At 47.4% G+C, this 14669-nt stretch carries 11 protein-coding genes and 1 pseudogene; 6 read left to right on the forward strand and 6 right to left on the reverse strand.

Annotated elements, in window-relative coordinates:
* Window positions 1–24: 24 nt before the first annotated feature.
* Both AACT52_RS16950 and AACT52_RS16955 read right to left on the reverse strand, forming a co-directional pair.
* Window positions 25–699 carry an O-methyltransferase gene (locus tag AACT52_RS16950; RefSeq protein WP_073632502.1) on the reverse strand — a complete coding sequence of 225 codons (675 nt, stop codon included), beginning with the start codon at window positions 697–699 and terminating at the stop codon, window positions 25–27.
* 170 nt (window positions 700–869) lie between these two features.
* On the reverse strand, window positions 870–1016 hold the full coding sequence (locus AACT52_RS16955) for a hypothetical protein (RefSeq protein WP_198940944.1): 147 nt from the start codon (window positions 1014–1016) through the stop codon (window positions 870–872).
* A 73-nt stretch (window positions 1017–1089) separates the two neighbouring features.
* On the opposite strand from AACT52_RS16955, the pseudogene AACT52_RS16960 reads away from it, so the two are divergent.
* Window positions 1090–2335, forward strand: a pseudogene (locus AACT52_RS16960) (RNA-guided endonuclease InsQ/TnpB family protein).
* Between the two features lie 163 nt (window positions 2336–2498).
* On the opposite strand, the gene AACT52_RS16965 reads toward AACT52_RS16960, so the two are convergent.
* Window positions 2499–2651 carry a hypothetical protein gene (locus AACT52_RS16965; RefSeq protein WP_339374990.1) on the reverse strand — a complete coding sequence of 51 codons (153 nt, stop codon included), beginning with the start codon at window positions 2649–2651 and terminating at the stop codon, window positions 2499–2501.
* An 88-nt stretch (window positions 2652–2739) separates the two neighbouring features.
* On the opposite strand from AACT52_RS16965, the gene AACT52_RS16970 reads away from it, so the two are divergent.
* The 4 genes from AACT52_RS16970 to AACT52_RS16985 all read left to right on the forward strand — a co-directional run bounded on the left by AACT52_RS16970 (window position 2740) and on the right by AACT52_RS16985 (window position 8357).
* Entirely contained in the window at window positions 2740–3999 is a 1260-nt protein-coding gene (locus AACT52_RS16970; RefSeq protein WP_073632506.1) for an RNA-guided endonuclease InsQ/TnpB family protein, read from the forward strand.
* 95 nt (window positions 4000–4094) lie between these two features.
* Complete coding sequence (locus AACT52_RS16975; RefSeq protein WP_073632573.1) at window positions 4095–6491, forward strand: EF-hand domain-containing protein; 2397 nt, start codon at window positions 4095–4097, stop codon at window positions 6489–6491.
* A 377-nt stretch (window positions 6492–6868) separates the two neighbouring features.
* Entirely contained in the window at window positions 6869–8152 is a 1284-nt protein-coding gene (gene iscB / locus AACT52_RS16980; RefSeq protein ID WP_073632508.1) for an RNA-guided endonuclease IscB, read from the forward strand.
* Window positions 8136–8357: a hypothetical protein gene (locus AACT52_RS16985; protein ID WP_096549472.1), complete on the forward strand. Its 222-nt coding sequence runs from the start codon at window positions 8136–8138 to the stop codon at window positions 8355–8357. The genes iscB and AACT52_RS16985 overlap by 17 nt, the downstream gene beginning before the upstream one ends.
* Window positions 8358–8483: 126 nt before the next feature.
* Here the strand turns inward: AACT52_RS16985 and galT are convergent, their stop codons facing one another.
* The 3 genes from galT to AACT52_RS17000 form a co-directional block, all read right to left on the reverse strand.
* A complete protein-coding gene (gene galT / locus AACT52_RS16990; protein WP_073632512.1) occupies window positions 8484–9587 on the reverse strand; it encodes a galactose-1-phosphate uridylyltransferase in 1104 nt (367 codons plus the stop codon).
* Window positions 9566–11476, reverse strand: a complete 1911-nt coding sequence (locus tag AACT52_RS16995) for a glycoside hydrolase family 2 protein (protein WP_073632514.1) — start codon at window positions 11474–11476, stop codon at window positions 9566–9568. The genes galT and AACT52_RS16995 overlap by 22 nt, the downstream gene beginning before the upstream one ends.
* Window positions 11477–12145: 669 nt before the next feature.
* Window positions 12146–12355: a hypothetical protein gene (locus tag AACT52_RS17000; protein WP_073632517.1), complete on the reverse strand. Its 210-nt coding sequence runs from the start codon at window positions 12353–12355 to the stop codon at window positions 12146–12148.
* 383 nt (window positions 12356–12738) lie between these two features.
* Between AACT52_RS17000 and hflX the strand changes: the two genes are divergently transcribed.
* Window positions 12739–14478: a GTPase HflX gene (gene hflX / locus AACT52_RS17005; protein WP_073632576.1), complete on the forward strand. Its 1740-nt coding sequence runs from the start codon at window positions 12739–12741 to the stop codon at window positions 14476–14478.
* Window positions 14479–14669: the final 191 nt, after the last annotated feature.

Raw genomic sequence — 14669 nt, forward strand, 5'->3', positions numbered from 1 at the left:
ATTCGTGAAGTACCTAGACAACACCTACTGGTCAGCAGTGACGATCGCGATCGCGAAGCCGTCGTACCCTTTGCTGCCCACTGTCTGGATCGCCGTGGCGCTTACGCGCGGTGAGTCGGCGAGCAGTTCGTTGAAGCGCCGCACTCCCTGGACGCTCGGATCGCTGCTGGCGGCATCGACCACCGCTCCGTTGCGCACAACATTATCGGCGATAATCAGGCTGCCGCGACGGGAGAGCTTGAGCGCCCACGCGAAGTAATCCGGATTGCTTGCCTTGTCGGCGTCGATGAAGATCAGGTCAAATGGACCGTGACCCTCACCGGCAAGCTGCGGCAGCGTATCCAGCGCCCGTCCGAGGCGCACTTCAACGACGTCAGACAGACCGGCGCGCGCGATGTTGGCGCGGGCAACTTCGGCGTGCTTTGGGTCAGCTTCCAGCGTGATCAGGCGACCGTCGGCGGGGAGCGATCGCGCGAGCCAGATCGTGCTGTAGCCGCCCAGCGTGCCTATCTCCAGGATCGTGCGCGCCCCCTGGATCTGCGCCAACAGCAGCAGCAGCTTGCCCTGGTTTGGCGAAACGTCGTGCGGTGGCAAACCTGCCGCAGCACTGGCTTGGAGCGCCGCATCCAGCGCAGGGTCGGGCGGTACAAGCAAATCGGTGATGTAGCGATCGACCGCCGTCCATTGCTCTTGAGTCATAGTATAAAAAAGTCCAACTGTGGGTAACTTTGGGTAGGTGTTATGTAACGGTTTTTAGATCATCTTACAAAAAATCAAGCGAGCCAAAACCACCGAGGATGAGGCTCGTAGCACGGCGCAGAGACTCATCTGTACTTCAGGCGGTGGATGCAGGCGAGCGGTTAGCCCCTTTAGGGGCTTTGATTTTTTGGCTCAGGCAAGGTATCAATCAAATCTTCAATAATTTGAGTAATTGTTTTATCTTTTTCGACTGCTAATAAACGTAGCTTATTGATTCTGCGTTCAGTAATCCGAATATGTAAATCTTTTTTTGCCATTTTGTACATGTATTGCGAACACAATAATGTTAGCATAAATTCCGTTGATTAAATTAAGGAGGTGAAGAGCCCAGTGCTGGTTTTAGAGTACAAGGTGAAGGGCAAGAAACAGCAGTATCGAGCTATCGATGAGGCTATTAGAACTACTCAATTCATCCGTAACAAAGCTATTAGATATTGGATGGATGCACCACGAGAAGCAAAGATTAACAGGATAACCTTAAATAACTACTCGACAGCACTGCGTAAAGAATTCAAATTTGTAGAAGAATTAAACTCAATGGCTTGTCAATCTGCGACTGAAAGAGCGTGGTCAGCTATTGATAGATTTTACGGTAACTGCAAGTCTAAGAAGCCTGGGAAGAAAGGCTTTCCTCGCTTTCAGAAAGATAACCGTTCGGTTGAGTATAAGACCAGTGGCTGGTCACTACATCCCACAAAACGACGCATCACCTTTACTGATAAAAAAGGTATCGGAGAAGTCAAGCTCCACCGGGAAGTGGGATATTCACACCTACCCTGTGAAGTCAATCAAACGAGTTCGACTAGTCCGTAAGGCTGACGGTTACTATTGCCAGTTTGCAATTGATATCGAGGTAAAATCTGAATCCAGAACGGCTGATGGTGAAATCGGTCTTGATGTTGGGTTAGAGTTTTTCTACTCTGATTCCAACGGGCATCACGAGGAGAATCCCCGTTTCCTTAGACAAGCCGAAAAAGCTATTAAACACGCTCAACGTCAAATTTACAAAAAGGAGAAAGGTAAAAACCAACGACGAATAGCTAGACTCAGATATGCCAAGAAACATTTAAGAGTAAGTAGGCAAAGGACAGAGCATTCCAAGAAACTGGCGCGAACCTTATGCAAGCTTAACAGCTTAGTCGCCTATGAAGATTTAAATGTGAAAGGCATGGTACGAAACTACTGTTTAGCCAAGTCCATTAATGATGTGGCTTGGACTCTGTTTCGTCGTTGGCTAGAATATTTTGCTGTTAAGTTCAATACTCAAGTTGTAGCTGTCAATCCTCGAATGACATCTCAAAAGTGTTCGGATTGTGGAGCAATTGTGAAAAAATCTCTTTCAACTCGTACTCATAAATGTAATTGTGGATGTCACCTTCAGAGAGATGTGAACGCAGCAATAAATATTCTGAATCTTGCAAAAGCTAGGGATGGGCAATCCCGAAGTAACGCTACAGGAGTCGCAACCTCTACTCTTGTTGGTGAGACCAGTCCTGAAGGAGGGTCTCCCGACCTAGGGAACTGGCGAACCCGAAGGGCGCAAGCCTGGTTGAGCAAGTGGCGACGTAGAGTGTAGAATCCCTGTGTCTTTAGACCGGGGAGTGTCAATTGTGCGACTGCTGTATGCAGGTATGCAAGAATGATTTAGCTTAAACGGCTAGAAGCCCCACACTGTACCTGTACTCAGGTCAGTGTTGGGATGAATAGCCGGACATTTTGGGTACGTCCTCCGACCAATATCAACCGTCGGTTGATGAGGGAGTGGGGACAGTGCCCAAAATGTCACTTTCCGGGATTTTTAACGAGTCAATGAGGTCTTCAATAACGTGAGTCATTGTCGTATCTTTGATTGCGGCATATAGCCGTAACTTATTCAATCTGCGTTCACTCATTCGCATCTTAAACCATTCTGTCTTCATATATGTACCTACGAATTACCTACATTTGTTATACTAGCAGATAACAAGAAGGTGATTAAAAGTGTTGAAAGCAGTCAAAGTCAGACTATATCCAACAACCGAGCAAGAAATAGCTCTAGCCAAATCATTTGGTTGCGCAAGGTGGTATTGGAATTATGCACTCAATGCTTGCATTCAACACTATCAAGAAACTGGAAAATCTCTGAAATTAAGTGTCTACAAAGCTTACTTGCCCCAACTAAAGCTAGAGCATCCTTGGTTAAAAGAAGATTGTTATTCTGCTGTTTTGCAATGCGTAGCAATCAACTTGAACAAGGCTTACACTAACTTTTTTGAGGGACGCGCTAAGTTTCCTAGATTTAAAGCGAAACACCATAAACAATCAATTCAATACCCCCAAAACGTAAAGGTTGTAGGTGATTGTTTGGAAATTCCTAAAATTGGTATTGTTAAGGCAGTTTTTCATAGACCCTTACGGGTTCGCCAGTCCCCTAGGTCGGGAAACCCTCCTTCAGGGCTGGACTCACCAATCTTTGGGAAACTTAAGACTGTCACTATAAGCAAGACTCCTACAGATAAGTACTTTGCTTCGATCTTGCTTGAGATTGACGGTGACACAGGTCAACATAGCGGCGATAAAACACTTGGTATTGATTTGGGTATCAAAGATTTCGCTATTGTTCATGATGGCAAGGAAGTTACCAAGCATTCAAATCCGAAACACCTGAAGCGCCATGAGAAGAATCTAGCTAGGAAACAGAAAAAGTTTGCTCGTAAAGTTAAAGGTAGTAATTCAAGAAACAAATACAGAAAACTAGTAGCTCTTGTTCATGAACGAGTATCAAATTCCCGTCAGGACTTCCTACACAAACTAAGTAGGAAACTGGTAGATGAAAGCCAAATCATCATTGTAGAAAATCTCAATGTGAAGGGACTGGTACGGAACCGGAAGCTGTCAAAGTCGATATCTGATGTAGGTTGGGGAATGTTCATCAACTTTCTTGACTATAAGTTGAAGCGTAAAGAGGGACGACTTGTAGAAATAGGAAGATTCTTCCCTAGTTCAAAAACTTGTTCGTGCTGCGGTCACGTTGTTGATGAGTTAACGCTCGATATCCGTGAATGGAATTGTCCATCATGCTTTACGAGTCATGACCGTGACGGCAATGCAGCCCTAAACATAAGGAAAGAAGGAATTCGGATATTATCTATGGACGGAGGGAACCCCGTTCTTGCTGATGGAGGCTGTGTAAGACCACCTACCCGTAAGGGCAAGGGGCAACGGTCAATGAAGTCAGAAGCCCACACCGACAGACGTTAGGGTCGGTGTTGGGTAGTTCACTGAGTTTTCTCCATCCCTAACTTCTAGCTGAACTTCATGATAAAATCTGACCAAAGAATATGGTGGATTTACCGATGACATCTGTAGACTTTGAAAAAAACACTCTCAGTGAGCAGGAAGTCGAGAAGCTGTGGGAAGCGTTCAAAGTATTTGATGAGGATGGCAGCGGTGCCATTTCAGCAGAGGAATTGGGGCAGATAATGCGTTCATTGGGACAGAGTCCTAACGACACCGAACTGCGCGACATGATCAAAGAGGTGGATGTTGACTTGTCGGGCAGTATCGATTTTGAAGAGTTTAAAGCGCTGATGGTATCCAGGCAAGGCGATCGCAAAAGCCGTCTCAAGCTTGCCTTCAGTGTGTTTGATGAAAACGGCAGCGGTCAAATCACCGCAGACGAGATGCAGGCGGTGATGAGGCAATTTGGGCTAACGGACGAAGAACTCGATGAGATCATCAAAGAAGTCGATCACGATGGCGATGCCTCAATTGACTTCGAGGAGTTCTGTAAACTGGTGCCGGACTCAGAGACAACAACGGGCTATAAAGACTCACCAATTGCCGTCAGCAGTTCGTTAGAGACAAGCGCAACTTTAAATAGCACAACGGTTGACACTGATCATACAGCTCATACAGATCCAGTCACCACTGAAGCCGTTCCACAGGAAGCACCCACCGAGATAGATGCAGAGGTAGCACGGCTAAAAGAACTACTCGCCCAACACCCACAAAGCGAGAAGACGCGCGGTACCTCCCGCCTACAGATGCAAATTGGTCTGTTCCGTTTGCTACAAGGAGCAGCTTACCGCTGCTTTCGCGAAAGTTTCTCCGCCAACCATGAAACACACCTGCGCGTAAGAAGCTTGCCATACAGAATAACTGACTTTGTGCAGTTTGTGCAGAAGGCGATCGCACTGTACAAAGGCTTAGGTGTGGTGGAACCAGCTTGTCACCGCGTGCTGGATGCCGTAGTGAAATCAATCGAGGATGAGTATGCCCGACTAGAAAATCGCATCCAGAACTGGAAGACAGTGGAAAAGACAAAAGAGATGTTGGCAGAGGAGAAAGCCATATTGGAGGCGCGTGGTAAGTCCGCCACTGTCAAGGAGAAGTTTGCAGCGGGTGTCGAATTTGCAATCACAATCAAGAAAAAAAGTCTCAGCTTGCGTGACATCGCGGAGGGTGTGCTGGCAATTAACGAACTCAACCGACTAAGGAAGATGGAGCTCAATGAGGAGTTAGCTCCAGAAACACCTCAATCCGAGGGAGATCCAAAAGAGTACCTCAAGAAGTGGAACCGTGTCATCCTCAACAACGCATCAGAGGAAGTCGATGGCGCGATGATGCCAGTGGCATATTGGTATGAGGACTTTATGCCCAAGCTGCTAGCTGCCTTCAGTGTTAGCACCGCAGCAGACATCCAGAGCAACACAGTGCCAGACGAAGCTGCTTTGAGTCAGTGGTATGAATCCACCAAAAACTCAGGGGAGTTTGACCGCTATGGGGCAGATGTTGCAGAGTACTTTCCAAAATGCACTCCCTCTCAGCAACTCATGCTCAAGCAGGCATGGCGTCTCACACACTACTACCTGAACGGAGTGCAGAAACGGCGCGAACGCCAAGAGTTTGGGCGTGATTCAGGCGCACTTTCACATTATGTGGCATTCATCGATATATATCTAGGGCGGAGTGATGTTAAGGACTCGCAGATGCGCGTGAGCTTCCCCTACTACATTGGTCCGGCTGTGTGGCGCTTCTTCCACACCACTGCTGAGATCGTTTCCACCAAGACACCTCAGGACCAGAAAACCTTGGTGGCAGTTTTCAAGCAGTTCTTCCAACTGTTCGCCACGATGTACCCCTGCCCCTACTGTCGCCACCACCTCAACATGTACGTCGTGCAGAACAAGGAGGTGGAAATGTACCCAGTCGAGTACCTCGTGCTTGGGCGTGATCCACAACTCACTAACTTTGAGGTATCCATGGATGCCAAACTGTCTACTGTGGTGGATGGTCCCTCCTTGCGCTTATTCTTCTGGAAGCTGCACAATACTGTTTCCTCATCGATTGCTCGCTCAGAGGAGTGGTATCACAAGGATGAGAAAGCGTTTTACACCACCCGCTATTGGCCTAGCCTTGACTCTGAGTTGGTACGAGCTAAAGCACTCAAACACATCAGCATTGCAACCGATCGCATCTATCACCTCTATGGTACGCTGAAGCCGGCTTCACGGCTGTCTGGGGTGAGAGCAACCTTGCAAAAGCTGTTGGAAAAGGGTGATGAAGAAGGGATTAAGGAGGTATGCCTAATTGCACAAGATTACATCAAGGACTTGGAGGAAGCTGTGATCAATGGAGAATTCTTGCAAGAAACCTACTACTTTGACCCGAGCCTTGTGGATAAAGCTCCACACTTCACCCCTGAGGAGGAAGAATTTGCACGGAGTGGTGTGTTTGTGGAGACGGCTTAAAATATTAGGACTCTGTCACGAATAATATCAAGTCCGGATGATTACTTCTAATAAAATTTCTCCCTGTAGGTTGGGGAGCCAGTGCTGTGATCGGGTTTCCCAACTTCAGGTACCTGGCGTTGAAATGTAGTCAACTACCGCACACTGACCCTACGGGTACAGTGTGGGCGCAGAATTTAGCCTGTTGACCAGACGGCTAGTTGTACTAGCAGCCGTTAAGACCAAGAGTTAACGTTCGTACCAAGGAATGCGTGCCAGTTCCTTGCTCTACAACTGGGTAACTAAACAGGTCATTAAGGGAAAGCCAGTGTTACCCAGAAAGTACCGAGTCTTAACACCGTCGAGGCAAACTTAACCAGAAATGAGAGGCAGCAGTAATGCGCGTTTTCGTTCTTGATAAAAACCTACAACCTCTTGACCCGACGCATCCTGCAAGGGCAAGAGAACTACTACAAAAAAGGAGAGCTAAGGTATACAGGCGCTATCCGTTCACCATTGTGTTACAGGACAGAACGACTGAAGGGTCAGTCACACATCCACATCGAATCAAAATTGACCCTGGTAGCAAGGTTAGCGGATTTGCAATTGTTCAAGAAGAAACGGGGCGAGTAACAAACGCCTTAGAAGTTTCTCACCGAGGGCAGCAAATCAAAGATTCCCTTGAGTCTCGAAGGGCATTACGAAGAGGTCGTCGTAACCGTAAAACCCGTTACCGCAAACCTCGCTTCTTAAATAGAACCCGTAAAAGCGGGTGGCTACCACCATCTCTTGAAAGTCGGCTTGCCAATATTGAAACTTGGGTGAGGCGAATCAGAAGACTTTGCCCAGTTGCCGCAATTTCTCAGGAATTAGTTCGATTTGATTTACAACAAATGCAAAGCCCTGAGATTAACGGCGTAGAGTATCAGCGCGGTGAGCTATTCGGTTTTGAGGTTAAGGAGTACCTACTTCAAAAATGGGACAGGAAATGTGCTTACTGCGGTGCTGAGAATGTTCCATTCGAGATTGAGCATATCCTAGCCAAAAGCAAGGGCGGCTCTAATAGAGTCAGTAATCTCTGCTTAAGCTGTCATTCCTGCAATCAAGCTAAAGGGAACAAGCCTGTTGAAGAGTTTTTGAAAAAGAAACCTGACGTTCTTAAGCGAGTGTTAGCTCAAGCAAAAGCACCTCTTAAGGATGCTACTGCGGTCAATGCTACTCGTTGGGAATTGTACAAACGCCTTCAATGTACGGGTTTGCCTGTAGAGGTTGGTTCAGGAGGTCGAACGAAGTTTAACCGTAAAACCAGAGGAATTGAGAAACACCACTGGACTGACGCAGCTTGTGTTGGAGCATCAACTCCTGAAAAACTCCTTATTAATGGCGTCAAACCTTTAGTTATTAAAGCCAAAGGGCATGGAAAAAGACAGCGCTGCGGTACTGACCGCTACGGTTTTGTGATTCGTCATGCCCCATCTCAAAAGTTTTTCATGGGTTTTCAGACAGGTGATTTAGTCAAGGCGGATATCCTAACTGGAAAGTATGCAGGAACTTATACGGGTCGAATCGCTATTCGATTCAAGCCAAGCTTCAAGTTAACTACGGGAGGGAAAAATTTCGACGTGCATCCGAAATATTTAAAAACTATTCATAGGGCTGATGGATATGAATATGCATCCTGAATCAATGGATTCGCTGTCGCTCAATTGTTTGTTTGGCGGCAATTCCCCAGACGCTGACCTTTCAGGTTCAGGCGTCCGCCCCCTTGCCGCATTTAAGGTGGAACCCAACCTACTTTCAGCGGACATGATACAACGAACCGCAGAGGGCGCAGAGGAGGACACTTCCGTGCAGGGGTTTCCCCCGCCCTTGGAAAGTGTCCGTTGACACCAAAGAATCAGAGTTTGAGAGGTATTTTGCGTAAGTCTTGAACGTGAGAACTCTGTTTTTCTCCTTTCTTTTCGCTCTAGCCTGCGGCACGCCGCTGCGCGTCTAATGCGTCTTGGCGGTTCGTTAAGAGCAGATTTTTGTAAGAAATTTATCGACCACCACCGCCTGTAACTCCTTCGCCTTTTCCTCTGGTAAAGCATCATTGGCAAACATCCCTGCTGCAAGTTCCGTTCCCGCCAGATACTTAAGCCTTTCGCTTGTCCGATAGGGAGGATAAAACTGAGCATGTAAATGGGCTTCGGGATGCGCTTCACCGTCAGTTGGTGCTTGGAACCAAGCCATCAAGTAAGGAAACGGGCGATTCCATAAACCGTCATACTTAAGGGTGACGGTTTTTAACGCCCTGGCAAGTCCCTGGCGTTGCTTTGGGGTAAGATCCATAAAAGTGCTAACAGGCTTAATTGGCGCAATCCAAACTTCATATGGGTAACGAGCGCACACCGGGACGAATGCGATCGCTTCCTCATCCTGATAAATAATCCGTTTGTTGTCAGCAATCTCCTTTTGGATCAAATCTTCCAGCAACCCGCGCCCCTGTTGCTGGTAAAATTGCCGCTGTTGCTCTAACATCCGTGCTGGAACAGGCGGTACAAAAGGATATGCATAAATTTGCCCGTGGGGATGGTGCAGAGTCACACCTACCTCCACGCCTTTGTTTTCAAACGGCAGTACATACTGTATGTGGTGATTTTCACCGATGACGCGAGTGCGATCGCCCCACACTTCCAACAGCAACTCCAGGTGATCCAGTTCCAGGGAACTCAGGGACGCTTGCGGGTCTTGGGTAAAAACCACTACCTCACATGCTCCATTGGCTGGCATGGTATCCACGATGCTAGCAGGCGGATCGTGAGCAGCTACCGTCATCGACGGAAAGCGGTTCTCGAACACCGCCACATCATACTTACCTTGCGGTAGTTCAGTTGGAAACTGCGGGTTGCTGGTCGGTGCGAGGGGGTTATACTCTGGGGGCGGCATGAAAGTCCGCCCTTGACGGTGAGAAGCATAAGCCACCCATTCGCCCCGCAAGGGGTGCCAGCGCAGGTGCGGATTTGCCTGTACTGGCTCGTTGCTAGGACTAGTGGCTGTAATATTTTCGGCTATAGGGTATCGACTATATAAAGTCAGTGGGCGACCATCTGGCTTTAACAGTGTGTGGGAGTACATAATCCTTCTCCTGAAAGGGTCGCTGCGCGAATCGCCTCAATAGGAAATTTCGGCGTGCGATCAGCGTACAACAACCCGTTAGCTTCTTGGAACGTATCCGTTAACTGCGTGTAACAAAACCCGCTGAATATCTCAATATTATTGATAGTTTCCAGTAGGGCAGCGTATTTCATTTGTAGCTCGGAGATATTCCAGCTGCGCTCATATCCCCAAATTTTGTTAGAATCGGGCTTGTCCTCTGGGGCATAGGCGATACCGCCAAACTCGGTCAGCATCACTGGCTGTCCCTGGTGAGGATAGTTGTCGAGTGTGAGGATGCGCCCTCCGGGACGCTTACGATCAAACAAATCTGATAGCTTGACTTCAGCTCCATAACGATGAGCCAAGTGCAGGGGATTGGTGTCGTAGTCATGGATAGCCAGAATGTCCGTATCTGTACTTTCCCAGCCATCGTTACCAATCACTGGGCGAGTCGGATCGAGCGTCTTGGTCAAGTGATACATTGCTAAAACGTAGTTCTGGTGAGCCTTTGTTTCGACCAGATTCGGAACTCCCCAAGATTCATTAAACGGCACCCAAGCCACAATACAGGGGTGGTTGACATCCCGCTTGATCACCTCTGTCCACTCTTTGGTCATGCGCTCCACCGCTTTAGGCGAGAAGCGATATGCACTGGGCATCTCCTCCCATACTAACAGCCCCAGCACGTCTGCCCAATATAAAAAGCGGGGGTCTTCAATTTTTTGGTGCTTACGTACACCGTTAAAGCCCATTGCTTTGGCTAGTTCCACATCGCGCCGCAACGCGTCATCATCGGGTGCAGTCATGAGGCTATCCGCCCAGTAGCCTTGGTCGAGAACCAGCCGCAAATAGTAAGGACGACCGTTGAGCATAAAGCGATCGCGCTGTATACTCACAGTCCGCATTGCCGTATAAGTTTTAACTTTATCCAGGAGTTCGTCTTTATACCAAAGTTCTATATCAGCATTGATGAGCGTCGGCTTTTCAGGACTCCACAGCAATTCGTTCCGGTAGTCGTCGATTCCTGGGTCGGAAAGGGCGAGGCGGCGGCTAATCTCCCCGTTGAACACTTCATAGGCATCGTTCACCAGGACGCGATGGTGCTCCGCACCCGCTTCGCGATCGCCAACGCTCAGTTTCACCTTTATTTGTACGCCCGAAGCAGGCACATTACCCGCAAGCGCGGCGTAACAACCAATTTCCCACCGCTCGAAGTCGGGAGTCCAGCGGATGTGATCTATATAACTCGTACCCACGCGCTCAACCCAGACTGTCTGCCAAATACCGCTGGTGCGAGGATACCAAATACCGTGCGGCTCAAGCTGCCAATCCTGCTTACCACGAGGCTTGGCGAGATCCTGAGGATCGTCCTGCGCCCAGACTGTCACTTTCGTTGTGCCACTGTCATTCAAGACATGGGTAATATCGAGGGTGAAAGCGGTATGTCCGCCTTCATGCTCAGCTATGTATAGGTCATTAACCCAGACACGGGCGCGATAGTCCACCGCCCCAAAGTGCAGCAGCAACCTGCCCTCGCCTGGTGGCGTTTCAAATTCCCTCTCGTACCAGCAATTTGGGTGAAATCCCGTGTCACCTATACCACTTTTGGCAGATTCCGGAGCAAACGGAACTTCTATATCATGACTCCATTGCTTAACGTCGCTGGGTTGAACGCATGTGCCTTGATCATCAAATGCGAACTTCCACAGACCGTTGAGACTTTGCCAATTCGTTCGCTCAGCGTCTCCGGAAGAGATTCGCTGGAACTGCGGACGCGGGTATGCCGTTTCTTTTAAGCTCAAACTCATCTTTTTATCGGCATTAGAGGTTAGTTCAACCGCATGATTATTTAACTCTAACAAGTTCATTGAAACCTATTCCTAACTTTGCGAAAGAAACTATTTGTAACTACTCGCCTATTACCAAACATTCCAGGAATTTTGCCTGTAAAATTACCTAAACTTCATCACTCACCTCAAACCACACTATCCCCTGGTAACAAATGCCTAAGGATGGAGCTGCAGTAAGCAAACGATAGCGATCGTCCCCAAGGCTATTGGAGTCGTTCCATTAAGTATTGGCTTCCGGCTCGTGACATTATGGCACACCTTGGGCAAATGTTTCAGGTTAAAATTTTGCTTTTTTTTACTTTTCCTGCTAAATATAAAACAACTGCCCCCTATCTACTATTTTAGGGGCATATTTGTTGAAATATAGCGGTTTCCGCTTAAATACAATATGGACTGACCTCTGCCCTAACTTCTCCCCACCTCTTTTTAACCCTCTCGTTGTAGGAGAGGGAAGCGCAAGATTTTTGTTAGCGGGAGGGGAATTTCTCCCCTTCCCTATAAGGGAACTGGGGCTGGGGGTTATGTCTTTTATAATTTTTTGGACTGAAATTTGTTAGAAAATCATATGGCAGCGATTCCCAATGAGCAATTACTGTCAAAATACCACCAAAACAGTTATTAATTAGGTAAAAGGCGAGAAATTGCTACTTTTTTTTGTTGGAATAGTGCCTGCCCCAATTTCAGCCACTAAACTTCACTAAAGTTGCGGCTAAACTCTTGGAGTTGGCTTTTGATCCAATGAGCACCCCTAGCTATGCACTCAGGACAAACATCACCAAAGCCATCACCCTGGTCGCTGCACACAATTAATCTCGCTTCCCTTGTCTGAAACAGCTGATTGCATATTAAGCACATTTGGTTATTTTTTAAGGTGTTACATTCAATTTGAAATTGCATACTTCCTGCTCCTAAACCAACTTTGGCGTCAAGTTTGTTTAATAAAAATTTACTTAATGACCACAATACAACTATTGTTGTTAATCCGACTTCTACCAAATGAATGGAATAATGTTAAGTTAATTTGTAATTAATAACACATTTTTTTTCTCAAACATTCAAACCACTGTCTACAAAACAAATGTAGAGTATAAAAAAACTACAATTATGCGGTTTACAGACGCATTTTTTATATTTAAATACCCTAATAGATAGATAAATAGATGATTTTTAAGCTACGTTCTCATGCCAAAGTAACGATTAGCTATACCTACATCTAGAGAAAGATTAAGTAAAAAAGGCAAAACGCTAAATATAAGATGACCGGATTCAAAAACAATTTTATGGAAACTATTTATGGCAATGTTCAAGGATTAAAATCTAGCCAAATCAAAAAACTGCAACAACTTTACGAACAACGACAACCCTCATATAGCCCAACTACGCCAGAATTCGCCCAAGCTTTAGCAGCAATCAGTACAGAAATCCATCAACCCGTGTGCAGCTATATTAATAGACGCGGGCAGGTGATCCGAGTCGCAGTCGGAACGCCGAGTCAAACTCAAATTCCCCGCGAACAGCTACCTCGGCATAGTGCGGAACGCTTGAGCGGGATTCACTGCGTTGCTACTCAATTGAAATCAGTGCCACCTGATGAAGCAGCGCTGATTGCAATGGCACGCCAGCGGTTAGATGCTCTTGTGGTGCTAACTGTGGCTGACGGCAAAGATGGAAGGCGGGGCAAAGAAGCTACGGTTGATGTTAAAGAAGCTTTCTTAGCTCACATTGTCCCCGATCCACAAAAGCCTTGGGTGATTTCTCCTCCCCTGAGTTTAGATGACTTAACTGAGCAAGATTTTGACGACTTAGTTGATGAATGGGAGCGGGAGATTTCTGAATCTGGCGATGGAATGCCATTCCAGAACATTGTATCTGACCAGGACAAAGTGCTGTTGGTGGGATTGAAGACAGATGACATTTCTCAGCAGCGGTTTGAAGATGGACTGCAAGAACTAACACGCTTGGTAGAAACTGCTGGCGGAACTGTAGCAGACACAGTGCAACAAAAGCGAAGTAGTCCGCATCCCCAAACAGTTGTCGGGCAGGGAAAAATTGAGGAAATTGCCCTTCAAGCTCAGAAACTGGGAGCTAATTTAATTGTCTTTGACCGAGATATTTCTCCGTCTCAAGCCCGCAACTTGGAAAACGAGATTGGCATCCGAGTTGTAGACCGAACCGAAGTTATTTTGGATATCTTCGCTCAACGCGCTCAATCGCAAGCAGGTAAATTGCAGGTAGAACTGGCGCAATTAGAATATATGCTGCCTCGCTTGCGCGGTCAAGGTCGGGAAATGTCCAGGCTAGGAGGCGGAATTGGGACACGAGGACCTGGTGAAACCAAACTAGAGACGGAACGGCGAGCCATTCAGCGGCGGATTGCCCAACTTCAGCAGGAAGTCAACCAATTACAAGCACATCGCGCCCGCATCAGACAACAGCGACAACAGCAAGAAATTCCTGCTGTCGCCTTAGTCGGTTACACCAATGCAGGTAAGTCCACTTTGCTGAATGTGTTAACCCACGCAGAAGTTTATACGGCGGATCAACTCTTTGCCACCCTCGACCCGACAACGCGAAAGCTGGTCATTACAGAACCAGAAACTCAGGAACGTCGGACAATTCTGCTGACAGATACCGTAGGGTTTATTCACGAACTCCCGCCACCGCTAGTGGATGCGTTCCGCGCCACCCTAGAGGAAGTCACTGAAGCAGATGTGTTGCTTCATGTTGTTGATTTGTCCCATCCAGCTTGGGAAAGCCACATTGCGAGTGTGGAGGAAGTGCTTGCAGAAATGCCAACTCTTTCTGGTCCTACTTTGATTGCTTTTAACAAAGTTGATCAAGTAGATAGCGAAAATCTGGCTTTGGCTGGGCAAAAGTACCCCGAAGCGGTGTTTATTTCAGCGACTCAACGCCTAGGCTTAGAAACTTTACGACAGCGATTACTGCAAGTAAGCTTACCCCCGGCTGAAGCGCGGAGGCTTTCGCCTTTGTCCCACGTTCAGAGCGAGAATTTTCAGTAGCCCTAAGAAACTAGCGGTTGAATTCCTAAACAGGTCTTGCAACACTAGCTCTTGAACCTCAGGGATGGCTTACTCAACACCACCGCGGATGTTGCTTCTACAACCGGGGCAATTCCCGGACACCCCTATTAACCACGGTTTGCGTATCTAGCTCCGATACTTGCCTACTGCGAGACCCTTTCTGCGTGGCT

Source organism: Scytonema sp. HK-05, from assembly GCF_963872035.1.
In the GTDB taxonomy this organism is placed as follows: domain Bacteria; phylum Cyanobacteriota; class Cyanobacteriia; order Cyanobacteriales; family Nostocaceae; genus Kalymmatonema.

Excerpts from the sequence above, each read along its gene's own strand:
- AACT52_RS16950 (WP_073632502.1), bottom strand. The coding sequence starts at position 699 with ATGACTCAAGAGCAATGGACGGCGGTCGATCGCTACATCACCGATTTG.
- AACT52_RS16955 (WP_198940944.1), bottom strand. The coding sequence starts at position 1,016 with ATGGCAAAAAAAGATTTACATATTCGGATTACTGAACGCAGAATCAAT.
- AACT52_RS16965 (WP_339374990.1), bottom strand. The coding sequence starts at position 2,651 with ATGAGTGAACGCAGATTGAATAAGTTACGGCTATATGCCGCAATCAAA.
- AACT52_RS16975 (WP_073632573.1), top strand. The coding sequence starts at position 4,095 with ATGACATCTGTAGACTTTGAAAAAAACACTCTCAGTGAGCAGGAAGTC.
- iscB (WP_073632508.1), top strand. The coding sequence starts at position 6,869 with ATGCGCGTTTTCGTTCTTGATAAAAACCTACAACCTCTTGACCCGACG.
- AACT52_RS16985 (WP_096549472.1), top strand. The coding sequence starts at position 8,136 with ATGAATATGCATCCTGAATCAATGGATTCGCTGTCGCTCAATTGTTTG.
- galT (WP_073632512.1), bottom strand. The coding sequence starts at position 9,587 with ATGTACTCCCACACACTGTTAAAGCCAGATGGTCGCCCACTGACTTTA.
- AACT52_RS16995 (WP_073632514.1), bottom strand. The coding sequence starts at position 11,476 with ATGAACTTGTTAGAGTTAAATAATCATGCGGTTGAACTAACCTCTAAT.
- AACT52_RS17000 (WP_073632517.1), bottom strand. The coding sequence starts at position 12,355 with ATGCAATTTCAAATTGAATGTAACACCTTAAAAAATAACCAAATGTGC.
- hflX (WP_073632576.1), top strand. The coding sequence starts at position 12,739 with ATGGAAACTATTTATGGCAATGTTCAAGGATTAAAATCTAGCCAAATC.